Source organism: Novosphingobium rhizovicinum, assembly GCF_040813635.1.
GTDB lineage: Bacteria > Pseudomonadota > Alphaproteobacteria > Sphingomonadales > Sphingomonadaceae > Novosphingobium > Novosphingobium rhizovicinum.
In genome coordinates, this window is record NZ_JBFNXR010000017.1 from 175108 (window position 1) to 191550 (window position 16443).

16 protein-coding genes and 1 tRNA gene are annotated in these 16443 nt (G+C 62.2%); 12 read left to right on the forward strand and 5 right to left on the reverse strand.

Annotation, left to right across the window (positions count from 1 at the left end):
- The first annotated feature begins 54 nt into the window (after positions 1-54).
- Entirely contained in the window at positions 55-1548 is a 1494-nt protein-coding gene (locus ABUH87_RS02315) for a M48 family metalloprotease (protein ID WP_419956653.1), read from the forward strand.
- A 71-nt stretch (positions 1549-1619) separates the two neighbouring features.
- On the opposite strand, the gene ABUH87_RS02320 is transcribed toward ABUH87_RS02315, so the two are convergent.
- Both ABUH87_RS02320 and ABUH87_RS02325 read right to left on the reverse strand, forming a co-directional pair.
- Positions 1620-1802 (reverse strand): Flp family type IVb pilin, encoded by a 183-nt coding sequence (locus ABUH87_RS02320; protein WP_367768813.1) that lies wholly within the window; start codon positions 1800-1802, stop codon positions 1620-1622.
- A gap of 101 nt (positions 1803-1903) precedes the next feature.
- Positions 1904-2095 carry a Flp family type IVb pilin gene (locus ABUH87_RS02325; protein WP_367768816.1) on the reverse strand — a complete coding sequence of 64 codons (192 nt, stop codon included), beginning with the start codon at positions 2093-2095 and terminating at the stop codon, positions 1904-1906.
- A gap of 66 nt (positions 2096-2161) precedes the next feature.
- On the opposite strand from ABUH87_RS02325, the gene ABUH87_RS02330 reads away from it, so the two are divergent.
- The 4 genes from ABUH87_RS02330 to ABUH87_RS02345 all read left to right on the forward strand — a co-directional run bounded on the left by ABUH87_RS02330 (position 2162) and on the right by ABUH87_RS02345 (position 5231).
- Complete coding sequence (locus ABUH87_RS02330; RefSeq protein ID WP_367768819.1) at positions 2162-2605, forward strand: (deoxy)nucleoside triphosphate pyrophosphohydrolase; 444 nt, start codon at positions 2162-2164, stop codon at positions 2603-2605.
- 44 nt (positions 2606-2649) lie between these two features.
- A tRNA-Arg gene (locus tag ABUH87_RS02335) sits at positions 2650-2726 on the forward strand.
- Between the two features lie 500 nt (positions 2727-3226).
- On the forward strand, positions 3227-4567 hold the full coding sequence (locus ABUH87_RS02340) for a TrkH family potassium uptake protein (protein ID WP_367768822.1): 1341 nt from the start codon (positions 3227-3229) through the stop codon (positions 4565-4567).
- Positions 4560-5231 carry a potassium channel family protein gene (locus ABUH87_RS02345; RefSeq protein WP_367768825.1) on the forward strand — a complete coding sequence of 224 codons (672 nt, stop codon included), beginning with the start codon at positions 4560-4562 and terminating at the stop codon, positions 5229-5231. The genes ABUH87_RS02340 and ABUH87_RS02345 overlap by 8 nt, the downstream gene beginning before the upstream one ends.
- A gap of 333 nt (positions 5232-5564) precedes the next feature.
- Here the strand turns inward: ABUH87_RS02345 and ABUH87_RS02350 are convergent, their stop codons facing one another.
- Complete coding sequence (locus tag ABUH87_RS02350) at positions 5565-6221, reverse strand: hypothetical protein (RefSeq protein ID WP_367768830.1); 657 nt, start codon at positions 6219-6221, stop codon at positions 5565-5567.
- Between the two features lie 296 nt (positions 6222-6517).
- Here ABUH87_RS02350 and ABUH87_RS02355 point away from each other — a divergent pair, with 296 nt between their 5' ends.
- A complete protein-coding gene (locus ABUH87_RS02355; protein WP_367768833.1) occupies positions 6518-8065 on the forward strand; it encodes a phospholipase D-like domain-containing protein in 1548 nt (515 codons plus the stop codon).
- Complete coding sequence (gene folE, locus ABUH87_RS02360; protein WP_367768837.1) at positions 8062-8670, forward strand: GTP cyclohydrolase I FolE; 609 nt, start codon at positions 8062-8064, stop codon at positions 8668-8670. Before ABUH87_RS02355 ends, folE begins: the two co-directional genes overlap by 4 nt.
- A 119-nt stretch (positions 8671-8789) precedes the next feature.
- Here the strand turns inward: folE and ABUH87_RS02365 are convergent, their stop codons facing one another.
- Positions 8790-9470, reverse strand: a complete 681-nt coding sequence (locus tag ABUH87_RS02365; protein WP_367768845.1) for an SDR family NAD(P)-dependent oxidoreductase — start codon at positions 9468-9470, stop codon at positions 8790-8792.
- 67 nt (positions 9471-9537) lie between these two features.
- On the reverse strand, positions 9538-10017 hold the full coding sequence (locus ABUH87_RS02370) for a peroxiredoxin (RefSeq protein ID WP_367768848.1): 480 nt from the start codon (positions 10015-10017) through the stop codon (positions 9538-9540).
- Between the two features lie 428 nt (positions 10018-10445).
- On the opposite strand from ABUH87_RS02370, the gene ahcY reads away from it, so the two are divergent.
- The 5 genes from ahcY (at position 10446) to ABUH87_RS02395 (ending at position 16437) form a co-directional block, all read left to right on the forward strand.
- On the forward strand, positions 10446-11864 hold the full coding sequence (gene ahcY / locus ABUH87_RS02375) for an adenosylhomocysteinase (protein ID WP_367768853.1): 1419 nt from the start codon (positions 10446-10448) through the stop codon (positions 11862-11864).
- A 76-nt stretch (positions 11865-11940) separates the two neighbouring features.
- A complete protein-coding gene (locus tag ABUH87_RS02380) occupies positions 11941-14295 on the forward strand; it encodes a sensor histidine kinase (protein ID WP_367768856.1) in 2355 nt (784 codons plus the stop codon).
- On the forward strand, positions 14292-14741 hold the full coding sequence (gene tsaE, locus ABUH87_RS02385) for a tRNA (adenosine(37)-N6)-threonylcarbamoyltransferase complex ATPase subunit type 1 TsaE (RefSeq protein ID WP_367768860.1): 450 nt from the start codon (positions 14292-14294) through the stop codon (positions 14739-14741). The genes ABUH87_RS02380 and tsaE overlap by 4 nt, the downstream gene beginning before the upstream one ends.
- On the forward strand, positions 14732-15718 hold the full coding sequence (locus ABUH87_RS02390; protein ID WP_367768863.1) for an aminoglycoside phosphotransferase family protein: 987 nt from the start codon (positions 14732-14734) through the stop codon (positions 15716-15718). The genes tsaE and ABUH87_RS02390 overlap by 10 nt, the downstream gene beginning before the upstream one ends.
- The gene (locus tag ABUH87_RS02395; protein WP_367768867.1) at positions 15715-16437 is read left to right on the forward strand and encodes a nucleotidyltransferase family protein; all 723 of its coding nucleotides are present in this window, start codon (positions 15715-15717) and stop codon (positions 16435-16437) included. Before ABUH87_RS02390 ends, ABUH87_RS02395 begins: the two co-directional genes overlap by 4 nt.
- Positions 16438-16443 lie beyond the last annotated feature (6 nt).

Consider the following 16443-nt stretch of genomic DNA (forward strand, 5'->3'; position numbering starts at 1 on the left):
AAGGGCGGGTAGCCTCGGTTCTTCCCGGACGAACGTGAACAGAGAGGGACGCCCATGGGCATAAGCCGCCGCAAGCTCGCACTCAAGTTGACAGCCGCATTCGCGATGACCGGTCTGGTTGCTTGTGGAGCGACCGGCGGAAGCGGTGTCGTGCAAGCGGCGCCAAGCACCGCTGCTAACGCGATCAGCCAGACGGACAAGGCGCAGGGTGCCAAGGCGCACCCCGAACTGCTCGCCGAGTTCGGCGGAGAAGTCTCCGGATCCCAGGCGAACTATGTGGAAGCGGTCGGCAAGACGATCGCCGTTCAGTCTGGCCTGAGCAACGCTCGTGGGGATTTCACGGTCACTTTGCTCAATTCGCCGATCAACAACGCTTTCGCCATTCCCGGTGGCTACGTCTACGTGACGCGGCAACTTGCGTCGCTGATGAATAACGAGGCGGAACTCGCGGCCGTTCTGGGACACGAGGTAGGGCACGTTGCGGCGCGCCACTCGGCCAAGCGCCAGAAGACCGCCACGCGCAATTCCATTCTCGGAGCTCTAGGGTCGGTGCTTTCCGGCGTCCTGCTGGGAGACAACGCGTTCGGGCAACTGGGCCAGCGGGTTTTCTCACAAGGATCGCAGCTCCTGACGCTGCAGTTCTCGCGCTCGCAGGAACTGGAAGCCGATAACCTTGGCATCGCCTATCTGCGCAAGGCTGGCTACGACCCTCGCGCGATGGCGACCGTACTGGAGAGCCTGGCGCGCCAGGACGCCTTGGAAGCGCGGCTGCGGGGCACTGCGAACCAGGTTCCCGAGTGGGCATCGACTCACCCCAATCCCGCCTCTCGCGTTCGTGACGCGCTGCGCACCGCAGGCGCCAATGCGGACGGTCTGACAAAGCGCGACGCGTTCCTGAGCGGCATCAATGGGCTGACTTATGGAGACGACCCGCGGCAGGGGATCGTCGAGGGCCTCACCTTCCGGCATCCGGAACTGCGCTTTGCGTTCGAGGCGCCGCAGGGCTTCTATCTCGTCAATGGCACGCAAGCGGTCTCAATTAACGGACAGTCGGGCAAGGCTGAGTTCACGGGAGGGCGCATCGAGGGTAGCCTCGACAGCTACGTCGGCAAGGTCTTTGCCGGCCTGAGTTCAGGTCAGGCGCAGATTGCGCCACAGGCACTGCAAAGCACGACCGTCAACGGCATGCCGGTACGCTACGCCACGGCAAGGGCGCAGGGTGGTAGCGGGCCGGTCGATGTCACGGTTTTTGCTTATGACTTTGGCGGGGGGCAGGCCTACCACTTCACCGCGATCACGCAGGCGGGGAACGCCGGTGTGTTCAACCCGATGTTCCGCTCGCTGCGCCGGCTGAGCGCCAGCGAGGTCGGAGAGATCAAGCCGCGCCGCATCAGCGTGGTGACAGTCGGAGCCGGTGATACCGTGCAATCGCTGGCAGCGCGCATGGCCTACAAGGATGCGCCGCTTGAGCGGTTTCTGGTGTTGAACGGGCTACAGTCCGATGCGCGCCTGACGCCAGGGCAGAAGGTGAAGATCGTCACGCAGTAAAGGTGACATGCTGCACAAATGAGAAGGGCGGCAGGTTACCCCGCCGCCCGTCGTTTGCGTGGCAGCTGCGCTTAGCCAGCCTTCACTGTCCCTTCGTTCATCTTCTCGGATGTCTTGTTGAAAGTGTTGGTCAGCTGGGTGCCAAGGCCGCTCATGGCGGTGATGGCTGCAACAGCGATCAGAGCGGCGATCAAGCCGTATTCGATGGCGGTTGCGCCCTTCTCGTCGCGGCGTAGCTTCTTGAAGAACTGCATGGATAGTCTCCTGGGAATGTAATACGTCTCTAAAGTACCCGGTCCGTTAAGCGCCTGCCCGCGGACACTCTGCTGAGTAGGTTGGAAAACTTGAGATTCGCTTAATCGGTTTTGTTGTGGGCCTTGGCTGATTCGGATTCCACATGGGTCCACATGCGCAGGGTCTCACCAGCGACGCCGGACAGGGCGCCTGCCATCGCAAGGAAGATCAGGCTCAGGATCAGGCCGTACTCGACGGCTGTTGCACCGCGGTTGTCGCGCAGGCAGCATAGAAAAAGACGTTTGCCGCGCATCGCTGCCTCAAATTGCCCCAATCCTCTTCTACTTGTCACCTTCGCGTGAAGGATGCGTTAAGTCTGATGTCGAACGTACACGAGTGCAGTGGTCCGCTGTGGGTGGCCGCAGTCGCCTTGATCGACGCGGCCGGGCAGGTCCTGATGCAAAAGCGTCCGGCGGAAGCTGCGCATGGCGGCCTCTGGGAGTTTCCTGGTGGCAAGCTGGAGCAGGGCGAATCCCCTGAAGCCGCTGCGGTGCGCGAAATTGCAGAGGAACTGGGCGTAATTCTCGATCCGTCCGACTTGCAGCCCGCCGTTTTCGCGTCCGGGAGCACGGAGGCTGCGAGCCGCCGCCCACTGGTCATCCTGCTTTTCGCCTGCAGCCGCTGGAAGGGTGTTCCGGCAGCTGAGGGAGGCGCGAGCATCGCCTGGAGCGATCCTGCTGACATCTCCAAGCTGCCCATGCCGCCGCTGGATTACCCTCTGGCTGAAGGACTTTTGAGATTGTTGCACGCGAACGCATTTTAGTGCTTGCCAGGTCGGCAAACCCTTTCTATTGGCAGCCCTCCAACGCGCCCGTAGCTCAGCTGGATAGAGCATCAGACTACGAATCTGAGGGTCGGACGTTCGAATCGTTCCGGGCGCGCCATTTTCCCCAAGAGGAAATAAGGAAGTTAGCGAGAGGTTCTCGCTAACCGTCCTGCTGTTGTTCGGGGCGGAGTGATGACCGGGGTGGCAGCGCCGAATTCACCTCCTCCACAGATTGTCAGATAGGTGACGCGGCCCGGCCGCCGAGAGTAACAGGTTTACGCCTGCTGCGCGAGACTGCGGGACGTCTCATGTTTTTGTGGCGGCGAGTGCACAGCGGCGATCCCCCATTGCTGCAGGCCACTAAGCTGAACGGCGCAAACCGCCAAACCTGGCTGACCGATGTGCTAGACCGTATAGGCAAGGGGCACCAACCCGCCGCATCCGTGAACTGCTGGCGCGGGAGTGGAACGGAAGCCCAGCCGTAACTGCTGGAACAGGGCTCAACACGCCGTAGAAGCTTTGCCGACGGCGTGATAGGGCAGCCGCGATGCCGTGGCTCGCCAAACCTGCGCTTACCAACCATTGTCTTGTATCGACTGTCCTGCGACAGGCCCGGCGATGAAAGGATTGGACCACCCCACACGCGTGGTTCCGGCCGCGTTTCTGGCCGCGATCGCGCTAGGCACGCTGCTGCTGATGCTGCCGCTTGCCACTGCCAGCGGTCGAAGCGCCGGCTTCATGACTGCTTTCTTCACCGCGACCTCGGCAATCTGCGTCACCGGCTTGATTACCGTGGACACGCCCACTTTCTGGTCTCCCCTGGGGCAAGCGGCGATCCTGTTGATGTTCCAGATCGGCGGTCTGGGTATCATGACGGGCGCAACCTTGCTGGGTCTGGTTGCCGGAAGGCGCATGAGCCTGTCGAGCCGTGCCATCGCCCTGACGGAGCACGGTCACCTCAATCGTGCCGAGGCGGCAAGCCTCGTGCGGCTCGTGTTCGTGGTCAGCATCGCGATCGAGGCCGTCGTCACGCTGGCGCTGTGGCTGCGCTGGTGGTTGGGCTATGGCCTGAGCCCGCTCGTCGCGGCCTGGCACGCCTTGTTCCACGCCGTGTCCGCTTTCAATAACGCTGGCTTTTCGTCGTTTTCGGACAGCCTCATAAGCTGGCAGAGTGATGGCTTGATCCTCGGCCCGATCATGGCGGCGATCATCGTCGGCGGAATCGGCTTTCCCGTGCTGCACGAGCTGTGGTCGCGGCGCGGGAGGCCGCGGCGGCATAGACCCTGGTCGCTGCACAGCCGCATAACCCTCACCGTTAGCGCGGCCCTCCTCGCGGGCGGGATGGGGCTGATGCTGGCAGCGGAATGGACTAACCCCGCCACTTTGGGAGCGATGCCGGTAGGTGAGCGGCTGCTAAACGCCGCTTTCCATTCCGTCACGATGAGAACGGCCGGGTTCAACGCCTTGGACGTCGGTGCCTTTGCCGATCAATCCCTGTCGATCAACTACGTGTTCATGATGATCGGCGGCGGCAGCGCAGGTACGGCGGGCGGATTGAAAGTCACGACCTTCGCGCTGCTCGGCTTCGTTGTATGGTCCGAGATTCGCGGGCACGAAGAGACGAGCATCTTCGGTCGGCGGGTTGGATCGAGAGTCGTGCGGCAGGCGCTATCGATTGTGCTGATCGCAATTGCCCTCATCGGCTTGGTCACTCTGATGATCGAGTGGATCGAGCCTGAGATCGACTTTCGCCTCATCCTGTTCGAGACGGTTTCAGCGTTCGCCACCGTAGGGCTTTCGACCGGGATCACCGCGGACCTTTCTCCTGCGTCGCAAGTGCTGCTTGTGCTGCTGATGTTCGTCGGACGCGTCGGCACCATCACCTTCGCCACGGCTCTGGCTTTGGCGCCGCGCACCCTCAAATACCGCTATCCTGAGGAGCAACCCATTGTTGGCTAGCCGGAACACGAAGAAATCGTCTGCCGTTGCCGTCATCGGCCTGGGCCGGTTTGGCACCGCTGTAGCACAATCGTTGCTGCAGATGGGGCACGACGTGCTGGCAATGGACTACGATGCACGGCGGGTACAGATGCTGTCCGACGATCTGCCGCACGTGCTGCAGGCCGACACCACCGATCCCGACGCGCTCAGGCAAGTGGGCATCTCCGATTTCCGGCGTGTCGTCGTCGGCATCGGCAGCGATGTGGAAGCGAGTGTTTTGACGGTCATGGGTTTGACCGATCTTGGCATTCCACAAATCTGGGCCAAGGCCACTCACCAGACGCATGGGCGCATCCTAGAGCGTGTGGGCGCACATCATGTGGTCTATCCCGAAGAGCGCATGGGGCGCCGGGTGGCCCGCCTAGTGACCGGCAAGATGATGGACCACATCGAGTTCGACGAAGACTTCTCGATCATCAAGACAAAGGCACCCGAAGCCCTTGTCGGCAACTTGCTGGGAATCATTGACACCATGGCAAGGTTCGGCGTCGCGGTCATTGGCGTTAAACCGCAGGACGGCCCGTTCCGGCACATCACAGAGGACATCATCGTGCAGCAGCACGACATCCTGATCGTTGCTGGCGGCAACGACGCGTGCGAAGCCTTTGCGGCACTGGAGTAAGAAGCATACTTCTTCCGAAGTCTCTGCGGATGTCCAGTGGCCGGGAACCGGATCTATGCAGATGCCGGATCTATGCAGACGAACGCGCGATGAGAGATCCTGGCGGCGTGGGGACGGTTCATAGGTTGCGAATGCTACAAGGTTGGTTGGCCGCTTATTGATCCTGCCGAACCCGGAAATAGGGCCGGAGCCTCCACGCTGCTCGGAGAAACCAATGCCTGTCGATCCGACCGGTTAGTTCGCACCTCGCTCCGGTTCATGTAGAGCATAGAAAAAGCCGGAGCGACGTGGTCGCTCCGGCTTTGTTGTTAACCTGAACCAAGCTTGGCCCGGTCAGTTGGTTGCCGCCGTTTCTTCCGTTCCGGCTGCCTGAGCGTTGGCACCTGCCTGGGCATCGGCTCCGGCGGGCGCACTCGCTCCGCTCTGGACCGCTGCCGCGACGGCCGACTTGAACTCGGCTGCATTCATGGTGAGGGCGAGGCCACCGGCCGGTGCTACGGTCAGGTACTGCTTCGTAACCGTGACCGGGTTTCCGTCGGCCAGATCGATGGTGACGTTATCGCCTTCGACCTTCTGCACGGTGCCGATCAGCACGCCGTCCTTGCTCTTCACTTCGGCATCGGCGACGAGCGCGGCCTGCATCGCGGAGGAGGTCTGAGCTTCAGCGGCTGCAACTGCAGCATTCAGCTGATCGCGCGTCATGCTGATCAGCAGGCCCTTTTCATTGTTGCCGAACGCCGCCAGCGGCAACGTTGCGCGCTTGGTGCCGGTGTTCACCACAACGTTTGCGGGATCTACTTTCTCCACGGTGCCGACTTCTGCACCTTGCGGACCGAAGACCTTCGCGCCGACCGCCGGCTTTGTTGCCGCCGCGGTGGATGCCTGCGCGCTCGTCGTTGCCTGAGCGCTTGCGTCCTGAGCCTGCGCGTGCGCGGCGAGCGGGGACAGTGCGACGGCTGCGAGAGCGGCGGTCATGAAAGGTTTCTTCATTGCATTCTCCTATTCAAACACGGGAACTACTTTGGTTCGATAAACGCGGAACCCTCCCTCCCGTTCCGCTGGAATGGAAACCGGGTCGAGCCGAGACTCGCATGAACCCGGAAGGAAGTACGCCAGTACGGCGGCTGCAGGCTTATGAGCTACCCACCGGGCCACTTTCCCGGTTATCGGCTTGAGGGCAACTGAACGGCACGTTGAACCGAGCCTAAGGCGCGAGGAGTTGAGCAGATCATCGTGTGACGGAACATTGCTATAGCTCATGATTTCCTCGTGCGAGGAGAAATGGCGTGGGTAAGAGCCGGGATGTTGCACGCGCTGGGGAGCCCCCGCAGTCCGTCTGGCGCTATGCGAAGGCCTCCCGAGCACATGTCGTAATCGATGCGGCAGATTACTTTGAGATCATGCGCGACGCGATGTGCAACGCGCGGCAGCGGGTCTTCCTGATTGGCTGGGATTTCGACACGCGCATTCTGCTTTCAGCAGGGCGACGGTGGTGGAAGCTGGGCAAGCAAGAACGATTTCCGGCGCGGTTGGGCTCGTTCATGCTCTGGCTCGCGCATCACACCCCGTCGCTTGAGATCAAGGTTCTCAAGTGGAACATCTCGCTTCTCAAGTCGGTGTTCCGCGGCACCATGGTAATCGACCTACTTCGCTGGGCGATGAGCCCATCGATCGATTTCAAGTTCGATTCGGCCCATCCCGTCGGTTGCAGCCATCATCAGAAGATAGTGGTGATCGACGACCGGTTCGCGGTGTGCGGCGGTATCGACATGACGGCGGATCGGTGGGACACGCGTGAACACCGTCACAAGGACAAGCGGAGAAAGCGACCGAGCGGACGTCCGCATGGGCCTTGGCACGATATCACGATGATGATGGAGGGCGAGGTGGCAGAGGCGCTCGATCATCTCGGGCGGGAGCGGTGGAAGATCGCCGGCGGCTCGGATATGGAGCCTTGCAGGCCACAGAAAGAAAGCGTCTGGCCCGAACGGGTTGAGGCGGAGTTCAAGGACGTGGAGATCGGTATTGCCCGCACGCGCGCCGCGTGGGGGAATGCTGCGCAGATCGCCGAGATCGAGCACCTCTTCATCGAGCAGATCGCACGGGCCCGCCGCTTCGTCTACGCAGAGACCCAGTACTTTGCTTCGCGTCGAATTGCAGAGGCTATCAGCAAGCGGCTGGTCGAGCCCGATCCGCCAGAGTTTCTGATCATCAATCCGCTGACCGCCGAGGGCTGGCTGGAACAGGTGGCGATGGATTCCGCAAGGGCGGAGCTGGTCCGGGCAATACGCCAGATCGATCACGCACAGCGTTTTCGGCTGATGGTGCCATACACGTCGGGCGGCACCCCCATCTATGTTCATGCCAAGCTGATGATCGTGGATGACGAGATCCTGCGGATCGGCTCTGCCAACATGAACAACCGCTCGCTGGGGCTGGACAGCGAGTGCGATATCTTCATCGACACCACGCGCCCCGCCAATGCTCATGTACAGGATCAGGTTACTGCCTTGCGCTACTCCTTGCTTGCCGAGCATTGCGGTGTTGCGGAGGAGGACATGCCAGGGCTTATCGAGCAACATGGTTCAATGCTCGCGATGATCGCTGCGCTCCCGCAGGTGGGCAAGCACTTGCGGCCCCTCGAATTGCCCGAGTTGAACGAGGTAGAGGAGGTCCTGGCGGACAATGCTGTGCTGGATCCGGAACGCCCCGACGAAATGTTCGACCCTATTGCCCGAAGAGGCCTGTTCCGACGTCGCGGGTTGCTGCACAAACCGAAACGTGGCCAAACGGCGCAGAAGAACAGGATAAAGGCTAGGAGTATGAACGCATGAGCAGCCTGGTAGGCCCGGACGAAGACAATCCACTGGGCAAGCCCCCGGTACCCGAGGACGTTCAGGAGGCTATTCGCACGCTGATCCGGTGGACTGGCGACGACCCGGCTCGGGAAGGGCTGCTCGACACGCCCAAGCGCGTGGCGCGGGCGTGGAAAGAGTACTGCATCGGCTACACCGAAGATCCGGCGATCCATCTTTCTCGCATTTTCGAGGAAGTGGGTGGTTACGACGAGGTGGTGCTGCTGAAGGACATCCCGTTCCAGTCGCACTGTGAGCATCATATGGCGCCGATCATCGGCAAGGCGGCGATCGCCTATCTGCCGCGCGACCATGTGGTGGGAATCTCCAAGCTCGCACGAGTGCTTCATGGTTTCGCTCGCCGCCTCCAGATTCAGGAGCGGCTGACGGCGGAAGTGGCCCAGTGCATCTGGGAGCACCTGAAGCCGCATGGCGTTGCTGTGGTAATCGACGCAAGCCATGCCTGTATGACGGCGCGGGGCGTGCGGACCCCCGGCGTGGGAATGATCACCAGCCGGATGATGGGCACATTCCTGGACGATCCGCGCAGTCGCGAGGAAGTCCTGAAGCTTATGGGCTACTGAAGGCGGTGAAGCCGGGAGCAAAGGCAAGGTTGCAGTCGAAAGCGGCCTTGCCTTTGCCCAGCTCAAGTCAAATTGCCCTCTAACGGGAACTTGAAGCGTGCGGCCTTGGGAATGAAGGCTCAGCCGCCGCGTGTGACAGGTACCAAGGCGCCGGTCACTGCACCGGCTTCTTCCGACGCAAGGAACAAGATCACCTTCGCAGCGGATTCAGGGCGCACCCAGGTGGAGACATCCGCATCGGGCATATCTGCACGGTTGGTGGGTGTGTCGATGATGCTGGGAAGAATGGCGTTCACGGTCACCGTCGACCCCGCGAGTTCTTCTGCAAGCGCTTCGGTTAGGCGGTGTACGCCCGCCTTCGAAGCGGCATAGGCGCCCATACCCATTCCCGCCTTCACCGCGCCACCGGCTCCGATGTTCACGATCCGCCCGGCCTTGGACTTCTTGAGTTCGGCCAGCGCAAGCTGAGTAATAGTGGCAGCGGTCATCACGTTCATCGCGTGCATCTTCGACCAGCTGGCAATGCTGCCGCCTTCAAGGGTCTCCCAGGTGAACCCGCCGGCCACGTTGACGAGGACGTCGATGCCGCCGTTCGTCTCGACAACTTTGGCAAGAGCGTCGCGCGTGGATTCCGCGTCCGTCAGATCGATGCCGCCGAGATCGAGCGTGCCCTCAATGGCAGCATGCGGCTGCTGCGCGAAATCGATCCGCGTCACTTTGTCGCCATTCGCCGTAAAGGCCTGCGTCACCGCCTGGCCAAGTACCCCGAATCCGCCCGTCACGATTACCGAACGCGCCACGTCATTCCCCCAATTTCAAAAAGCAGAATAGAGCAGGGGCGGCCCGTGAGCCGCCCCGATGCCACACTTAGAGCTGGCCAAGCATATAGTCGGCCGAGCTGACCTCGAACTGGCCGGGAGCCTCTACGTTCAGCTGTTCGACCTTGCCGTCGTTCACGACCATCGAGAAGCGCTGGCCGCGCTTGCCCATGCCGAAGCCGGTCCCATCCATGACCAGGCCCACCGCTTCCGCCAGCTCGCCGTTACCGTCGGCGAGCATGGTGATCGCATCGCTACCCGAAGCCTTGTTCCAGGCGCCCATGACGAACGCATCGTTGACGGCGGTGCATGCGATCTCGTCGATGCCCTTCGCCTTCAGTTCGTCGGCCTTCTCGACGAAGCCCGGGAGGTGCTTCGCGGAGCAGGTGGGCGTGAAGGCGCCCGGTACTGAGAACAGAGCAACGCGCTTGCCAGCGAAGTAGTCGGCAGCCTGAACCTGCTCGGGGCCGTTGTCCGTCACTTTCGTGAGCTTCACGTCTGGCAGCTTGTCGCCAACGGTGATGGTCATGTCTGAGATCCTTGTTCTGGAGTGAATCGCTTCGTCGCAGATATACGGCCCTGTTGCCCTCCGGCAACGTGGCTGAGCGGTTAATGCGGGTTTATCACCGCCCGCCAGCTGTTGTTAACCCCATCGATGAGACGCTGTGTGCCTGATCTTCGTGGATAGGAGTGACGCAGATGCGCAATTCGTATGACAGCTTGAGAGTTCCTGCTTCTACAGCGACTCCCAAAGAGCATGGGGCTTTGGGTGCCGCTTTGCTTGTGCTGTTGGCGGTCGTGGGATTGGGGATGAGCTTTCCGGTCTGAGTAACCCAGGCAGAGGGATATAAAGAAAGCTTTATATTTGCCTCGTCCTGACGGAGCGGCTAAGGATATGGCATCACCGGTGCGTCCGATCTGGGCGTGCAACACCGGACCATTTCTCAGGAGCTGCTTGTGGCGACCGCCGAATTGACCAAGGATTATGCCATCGCCGATATCGGCCTTGCCGAGTACGGCCGTGCCGAGATCGCCATTGCCGAAACGGAGATGCCGGGCCTGATGGCGCTGCGTCAGGAGTTCGGCGGCAGCAAGCCGCTGAAAGGTGCGCGCATTACCGGATCGCTGCACATGACGATCCAGACCGCAGTGCTTATCGAGACGCTCGTGGCTCTGGGTGCCGACGTGCGCTGGGCCACTTGCAACATCTTCTCGACCCAGGACCATGCTGCCGCTGCAATCGCGGCACGGGGTATCCCAGTCTACGCGATCAAGGGTGAAAGCCTTGCCGATTACTGGGACTACGTAGGCCGGATCTTCGACTGGTCGAGCGAAGCGGACCCTGACTGCACCGCCAACTTGATCCTTGACGATGGCGGCGACGCTACGATGTTTGTCCTGTGGGGTGCTCGCGTCGAGGCTGGTGAAGCGCTGTTCGAGCCTTCCAACGCCGAAGAGATTGAGTTCGTCCGGGCTTTGAACGCGTTCCTCAAGGCGAAGCCGGGTTACCTCACGAAGTCGGTCAAGGCGATCAAGGGTGTGTCGGAAGAGACCACCACCGGTGTCCATCGCCTTTACCACCTCGCGAAGGAAGGCAAGCTGCCGTTCCCCGCGATCAACGTGAACGACAGCGTCACAAAGTCGAAGTTCGATAATCTCTACGGCTGCAAGGAGTCGCTGGTCGACGCGATCCGCCGTGCAACGGACGTGATGCTCGCTGGCAAGGTCGCTTGCGTCGCCGGGTTTGGCGATGTTGGCAAGGGTTCCGCCGCTTCGCTGCGCAATGGCGGCGCCCGCGTGATGGTCACCGAGATCGACCCGATCTGTGCCCTGCAGGCCGCCATGGAAGGCTACGAAGTCGTCACCATGGAAGAGGCGGTGAAGCGCGCTGACATCTTCGTGACGGCCACCGGCAACGAAGCCGTCATCACCGCCGAGCACATGAAGGCGATGAAGCCGATGAGCATTGTTTGCAACATCGGCCACTTCGACTCCGAGATCCAGATTTCGGCTCTCGACAACTACAAGTGGGCCGAGGTGAAGCCCGGCACGGATCTCGTCGAGTTCCCCGATGGCAAGCAGATCCTGATCCTCGCCAAGGGGCGCCTCGTAAACCTGGGCTGCGCTACCGGACACCCCAGCTTCGTGATGTCAGCCAGCTTCACCAACCAGACTCTGGCGCAGATCGAGCTGTTTACGAAGGCTGACGAGTACGAGAACCGCGTCTATGTGCTGCCCAAGCACCTCGATGAGAAGGTTGCGGCGTTGCACCTGGAAAAGCTTGGCGTGCAGCTTACGAAGCTGTCGAAGAAGCAGGCGGACTACATCGGCGTTCCGCAAGAAGGTCCGTTCAAGGCGGATCACTACCGCTACTGAGGCAAGCGGGCCGCCTGGCAGTCAGGCTCAGGCGGCCCATTGTCTTCCCCGCTGTAGCGCCCCATAGCCGCTGGCGATGGACCACGATCGCATCGTACCCGTTCTTCTGGGCCTGCTTCTTGGCTCGTGGACGATTGCGGCTGCCTGGACGATCGTGTCCGCGCGGTTCCGCCAACGCCGTGCAGACACGATTCATCGTTCGGCAAGACGACTGGCGCGAATGGTCGAGGAGTCGCCGGCACTGCCCTTGCTCGTCCGCACCGACGGCAGGATCGAGGCTTCGGCCCGGCTCGCGCAGTGGCTCGGCCTAGATGCCGTTCCGCAATACCTGAGCGAACTGGATGCAGGCGACCGCGGGCTCCCGACCGAAACGCTGGCGCAACTGACCCAGGCCGTCCTGCGCGCCCAGAAAACAGCGGCACCGTTCCGCATGGTCGCAACGCCGCGTGGTTCGGACCGAAGCCTAGCCCTGCGTGGACATCTTGCCGATCCTCAGGTTTCACCCGGTGGGGCCGCACTCGTCTGGGTATTCGATTTCAGCGACAGCGAGACCGAACTGACGACCTTGCGGCAGGAGGCAGCGCGCGCGCGCGGCGACTTCACCGCGCTTGTCTCCCTCATCGAAGCGGCGCCGATGCCGATGTGGTTCCGCCGGCCCGACGGTGCTTTGCGTCTGGTGAACTCTGCATACGTCGCGGCAGTTGCGGGGGAGAGCGCCGAGCAAGTGGTGGAAGACGGGACTGAACTCATCGAGACCGTCGAGGGGCTTACGGCTGGCCAGGTGGCAGTGCAGGCAGCCGTTCGCGGCGCCCCTATCGAACGCCTGGTCCCGGTCACGATCGACAACCAGCGTCGCGCGTTCCGAGTGCACGATCTGCCCCTCGGCAGCGAGGGTATCGCCGGCTACGCGGTCGACGTGGAGGATCTGGAAGAGATGGCGCGCGGCTTCCGTGCCTTCCGTGAGGCCCAGCGTGCGATGCTGGATCAGCTTTCGGCCGGTGTGGCACAGTTCGATGCCAAGCGCCGGCTGACGTTCGCGAACCAGCCGTTTCAGAGCCTCTTCAAGTTGTCGCCCGCCGCCATGGCAGATCCGCCAGCGTTCGAGCGCCTGTTGGATGCCGCGCGCGACGCGGGGCGCGTGCCAGAGGTCCGCGATTTCCCTGCCTGGCGGCGCGAGCGGGCAGGGTGGTTCGCCGCTGACGTGACGCGGGAGGAGGCTTGGCCACTTTCGGACGGCACGCACCTGCGCATCGTCGCGCAGCCGGTGCCGGACGGCGGGCTTTTGCTTATCGTTGAGGATCGAACTGAGCAACTGCGCCTCTCAGCAACGCGCGACACGCTTCTGCGCACCCGAACCGCAACATTTGACAGCCTGTTCGAATCCATTGCGGTCTTCGCGCCCAACGGACGCATGCAGCTGTGGAATCGGCGGTTCGCGGCGGAATGGGGCTTCGAGAGCGATTTTCTCGACAGCCATCCGCACATCGAAGCCCTTCTCGGCAAAATTTCGCCCCGCTTGAAGGTGCCGAATCAGGCAAAAGCCATTGGCGACGTCGTTCGTGCGGCCACGCTCGACCGCCGTCAGACGGGAGGACGGATTGCGCTGGCCGATGGGCGCGTTCTGGAGTTTGCCGGCGTCCCTCTGCCCGATGGAAACGGTCTGCTGACAGTACTCGACATCACCGATTCGCAGAAAGCTGAGGCCGCTCTGCGTGACCGGAACGCGGCTTTGGAGGAAGCGGATGCAGTCAAGACGCGCTTCCTCGCGAACATGAGCTATCAATTGCGGACGCCGCTGACGTCGATCGGTGGCTTTGCCGAGTTGTTGCAGGCAGGTGTCGGCGGTGAGTTGAGCGAAGAGGGCGCGGAGTACGTTCAGGCGATCATTGCATCCGCGGAGGGGCTGGGGGAGCAGATCGAGACTTTGCTCGATCTCTCTCAAAGCGAGGCCGGGCTGCTGCCGCTGTCTCACGAGGACGTCGAACTGATGGCGCTCGTCAGATCCGTGGTGGAAGAACGAGCCGCGCGGATCACACGTGCCGAACTGAGCCTGGATTTGCAGGGAAGCAATCTGGTCGGCTCGATCAAGGGGGATCGTCGGCGCCTCGGCCGTGCGTTCGGCCACCTTCTCGACAATGCGATTGCCGCGACGCCCAAGGGCGGGCGCATTCTGGTTCAGGTTTCGCGGGAGAAGCACGAGGGCAGGAAATTCGCTCAGGTTGTTGTGTCCGACAATGGTCCTGGGATGGACGAGGAGGCGCTGGCGCGCGCGCTTGACGGCCTGAAGATCAGCGGCGACGGTCGAACGGTGGAGCGTCGTCAGGGCCTTGGCCTGCCGCTGGCGCGCGAGCTTATCCGTGCGCATGGCGGTACACTCCGCCTGCTCTCGGAACCTGATCAGGGTACGGCAGCCATCGTGGAACTGCCGTGAAGATCGCACTTCCGGATCTGAGTGCGATGGAGCGGTTCGGCGCAGCCATTGCCTCTGCACTGCAGCCCGGCGACGTCATTGCTCTCTCGGGCGGGTTGGGGGCAGGCAAGACGACGCTGGCGCGCGCGATCATCGCGGCGCTGGGCCACGCTGGTGAAGTCCCGTCCCCCAGTTTCGCGATCGTCGAGCTGTACGAGCCGCCTACCGTGCGCATCCCGGTTGTGCACGCGGACTTTTATCGCCTGTCACACCCGGCAGAGCGCGACGAGATCGGACTGGACGATTACCGCGCTGGTGCTGCGCTGATCGCGGAATGGCCCGAGAACGCGGGCGGCTTCGCACATGAGGCGGGTTGCCTGTCCATCACGCTGCAAGCTGCGGATGACGGACGGATCGCCATTGTCGAGGGCGGGGGCGATTGGCTAGGGCGGATGCCATGTCCATGACGTTACCCGAAGGGGTCGATTCCTTCCTTACCAGCGCTGGCTGGAGCGATGCCGCGATTGAGCCGCTGCCAGGAGACGCCTCGTTCCGCAGATACTTCCGTCTTCGCAAGGGTGAGCACACTGCCCTGCTGATGGATGCACCGCCACCGAACGAAGATCCTGCGCCTTTCCTGCGCGCCGCCCGGTGGCTGGATGCAAACGGCATGCGCGCACCGCGTATCCTGGCAGAGGATGCGGGACGAGGGTGGGTGCTGCTGGAAGATTTCGGCACCGTGCGCATGCGCGACTACCTTGACGAATGGCCCGACGATGAGTTGGATGTTTACCGTGGAGCCGTCGACGCTCTCGTTGCGATCCGTTCTCTCCCCTCCGGCCCGTTCCTCGATTACTCGATGAGCGAGTACATGCGCGAGGTGCGCCTTTTTACCGAGTGGTATTGCCCTGCGCAGAACCTCTATGCCGATGCTGCAAGCTACACTGCAGCATGGGAAACAGTCCTTCGCGACCTGCTGCCGCGTCAGCGGCCCGGAGTGACCGTGCTGCGTGACTATCACGCGGAGAACATCATGCTGTTGGGCGCCCTGCACAAACAAGGGTTGCTGGATTTTCAGGACGCGCTTGTGGGACATCCCGCCTATGACCTGGTGTCATTGCTGCAGGATGCCCGTCGCGACGTATCCCCCGAGTTGGAAAGTGAAATGATCGACCGTTATCTCGCAAGCACGGGCGATGATCGTGATACCTTCCTGGCCGACTATGCGCGGCTTGGCGCACAGCGCAATGCCAAGATCGTCGGCATTTTCGTGCGTCTATGGCGTCGAGATGGCAAACCACGCTACCTTGACCTGATCCCACGGGTGTGGCGCCAGCTTGAGCGGGATCTCGCTCATCCGGCCCTCGCGCCGGTGGCCACGTGGTTTGACACGAACATTCCCCAAGCCTTGCGCCAGGCTGCCGGCGGAGAGTTCGTACGATGACCGGGGCACTGGCAAGTGACACCGCAATGGTGCTGGCGGCAGGTCTGGGGAAGCGGATGCGTCCGCTGACCGCGACGCAGCCCAAGCCCATGGTCCGCGTCGCGGGCAAGCCGCTCATTGACCATGTTCTGGACCAGCTTGACGGTGCTGGCGTGGCGAAGGCTGTGGTGAACGTGCACTATCTGGCCGACGCATTGGAGGCCCACCTGCAGGCGCGCCGGTCCGGACCCGCCATCACCGTTTCCGACGAGCGGGATCTCCTGCTGGAGACCGGCGGCGGCATGGCGAAGGCCCTGCCACTGCTGCCCGATCCGTTTTTTGCCATCAACAGCGACAACATCTGGTTGGATGGGCCTCGCAACGCCATGCTCGAGCTATCGTCGGCATGGGACCCTTCGCGCATGGACGCCTTGCTCCTGCTCGTGCCGCACGCGCGCGCACTGAACTACAAGGGGAAAGGCGACTTCCATCTGGATGGAATGGGCCGCATTTCGCGCAGGCGTTCGGGCCGAGTGGCGCCCTTCATCTATTCTGGCATTCAGCTGGTGTCCCACAAATTGATGCGTGACGCGCCCGAGGGGGCGTTCTCGACCAATGTCTTCTGGAATCGGGCGATCGAGGAGGGGCGGCTTTACGGGGTTTCGCATACAGGCATCTGGTTCGAGGTCGGCGAGCCCTCTGCAGTTGCCGTGACGGAGAACTGGCTCAACCGTGTCTGAGTGGCA

Coding starts and splice junctions, on each gene's coding strand:
- ABUH87_RS02315 (WP_419956653.1), top strand. CDS start 55: ATGGGCATAAGCCGCCGCAAGCTCGCACTCAAGTTGACAGCCGCATTC.
- ABUH87_RS02320 (WP_367768813.1), bottom strand. CDS start 1,802: ATGCAGTTCTTCAAGAAGCTACGCCGCGACGAGAAGGGCGCAACCGCC.
- ABUH87_RS02325 (WP_367768816.1), bottom strand. CDS start 2,095: ATGCGCGGCAAACGTCTTTTTCTATGCTGCCTGCGCGACAACCGCGGT.
- ABUH87_RS02330 (WP_367768819.1), top strand. CDS start 2,162: ATGTCGAACGTACACGAGTGCAGTGGTCCGCTGTGGGTGGCCGCAGTC.
- ABUH87_RS02340 (WP_367768822.1), top strand. CDS start 3,227: ATGAAAGGATTGGACCACCCCACACGCGTGGTTCCGGCCGCGTTTCTG.
- ABUH87_RS02350 (WP_367768830.1), bottom strand. CDS start 6,221: ATGAAGAAACCTTTCATGACCGCCGCTCTCGCAGCCGTCGCACTGTCC.
- folE (WP_367768837.1), top strand. CDS start 8,062: ATGAGCAGCCTGGTAGGCCCGGACGAAGACAATCCACTGGGCAAGCCC.
- ABUH87_RS02370 (WP_367768848.1), bottom strand. CDS start 10,017: ATGACCATCACCGTTGGCGACAAGCTGCCAGACGTGAAGCTCACGAAA.
- ABUH87_RS02380 (WP_367768856.1), top strand. CDS start 11,941: ATGGACCACGATCGCATCGTACCCGTTCTTCTGGGCCTGCTTCTTGGC.
- ABUH87_RS02390 (WP_367768863.1), top strand. CDS start 14,732: ATGTCCATGACGTTACCCGAAGGGGTCGATTCCTTCCTTACCAGCGCT.
- ABUH87_RS02395 (WP_367768867.1), top strand. CDS start 15,715: ATGACCGGGGCACTGGCAAGTGACACCGCAATGGTGCTGGCGGCAGGT.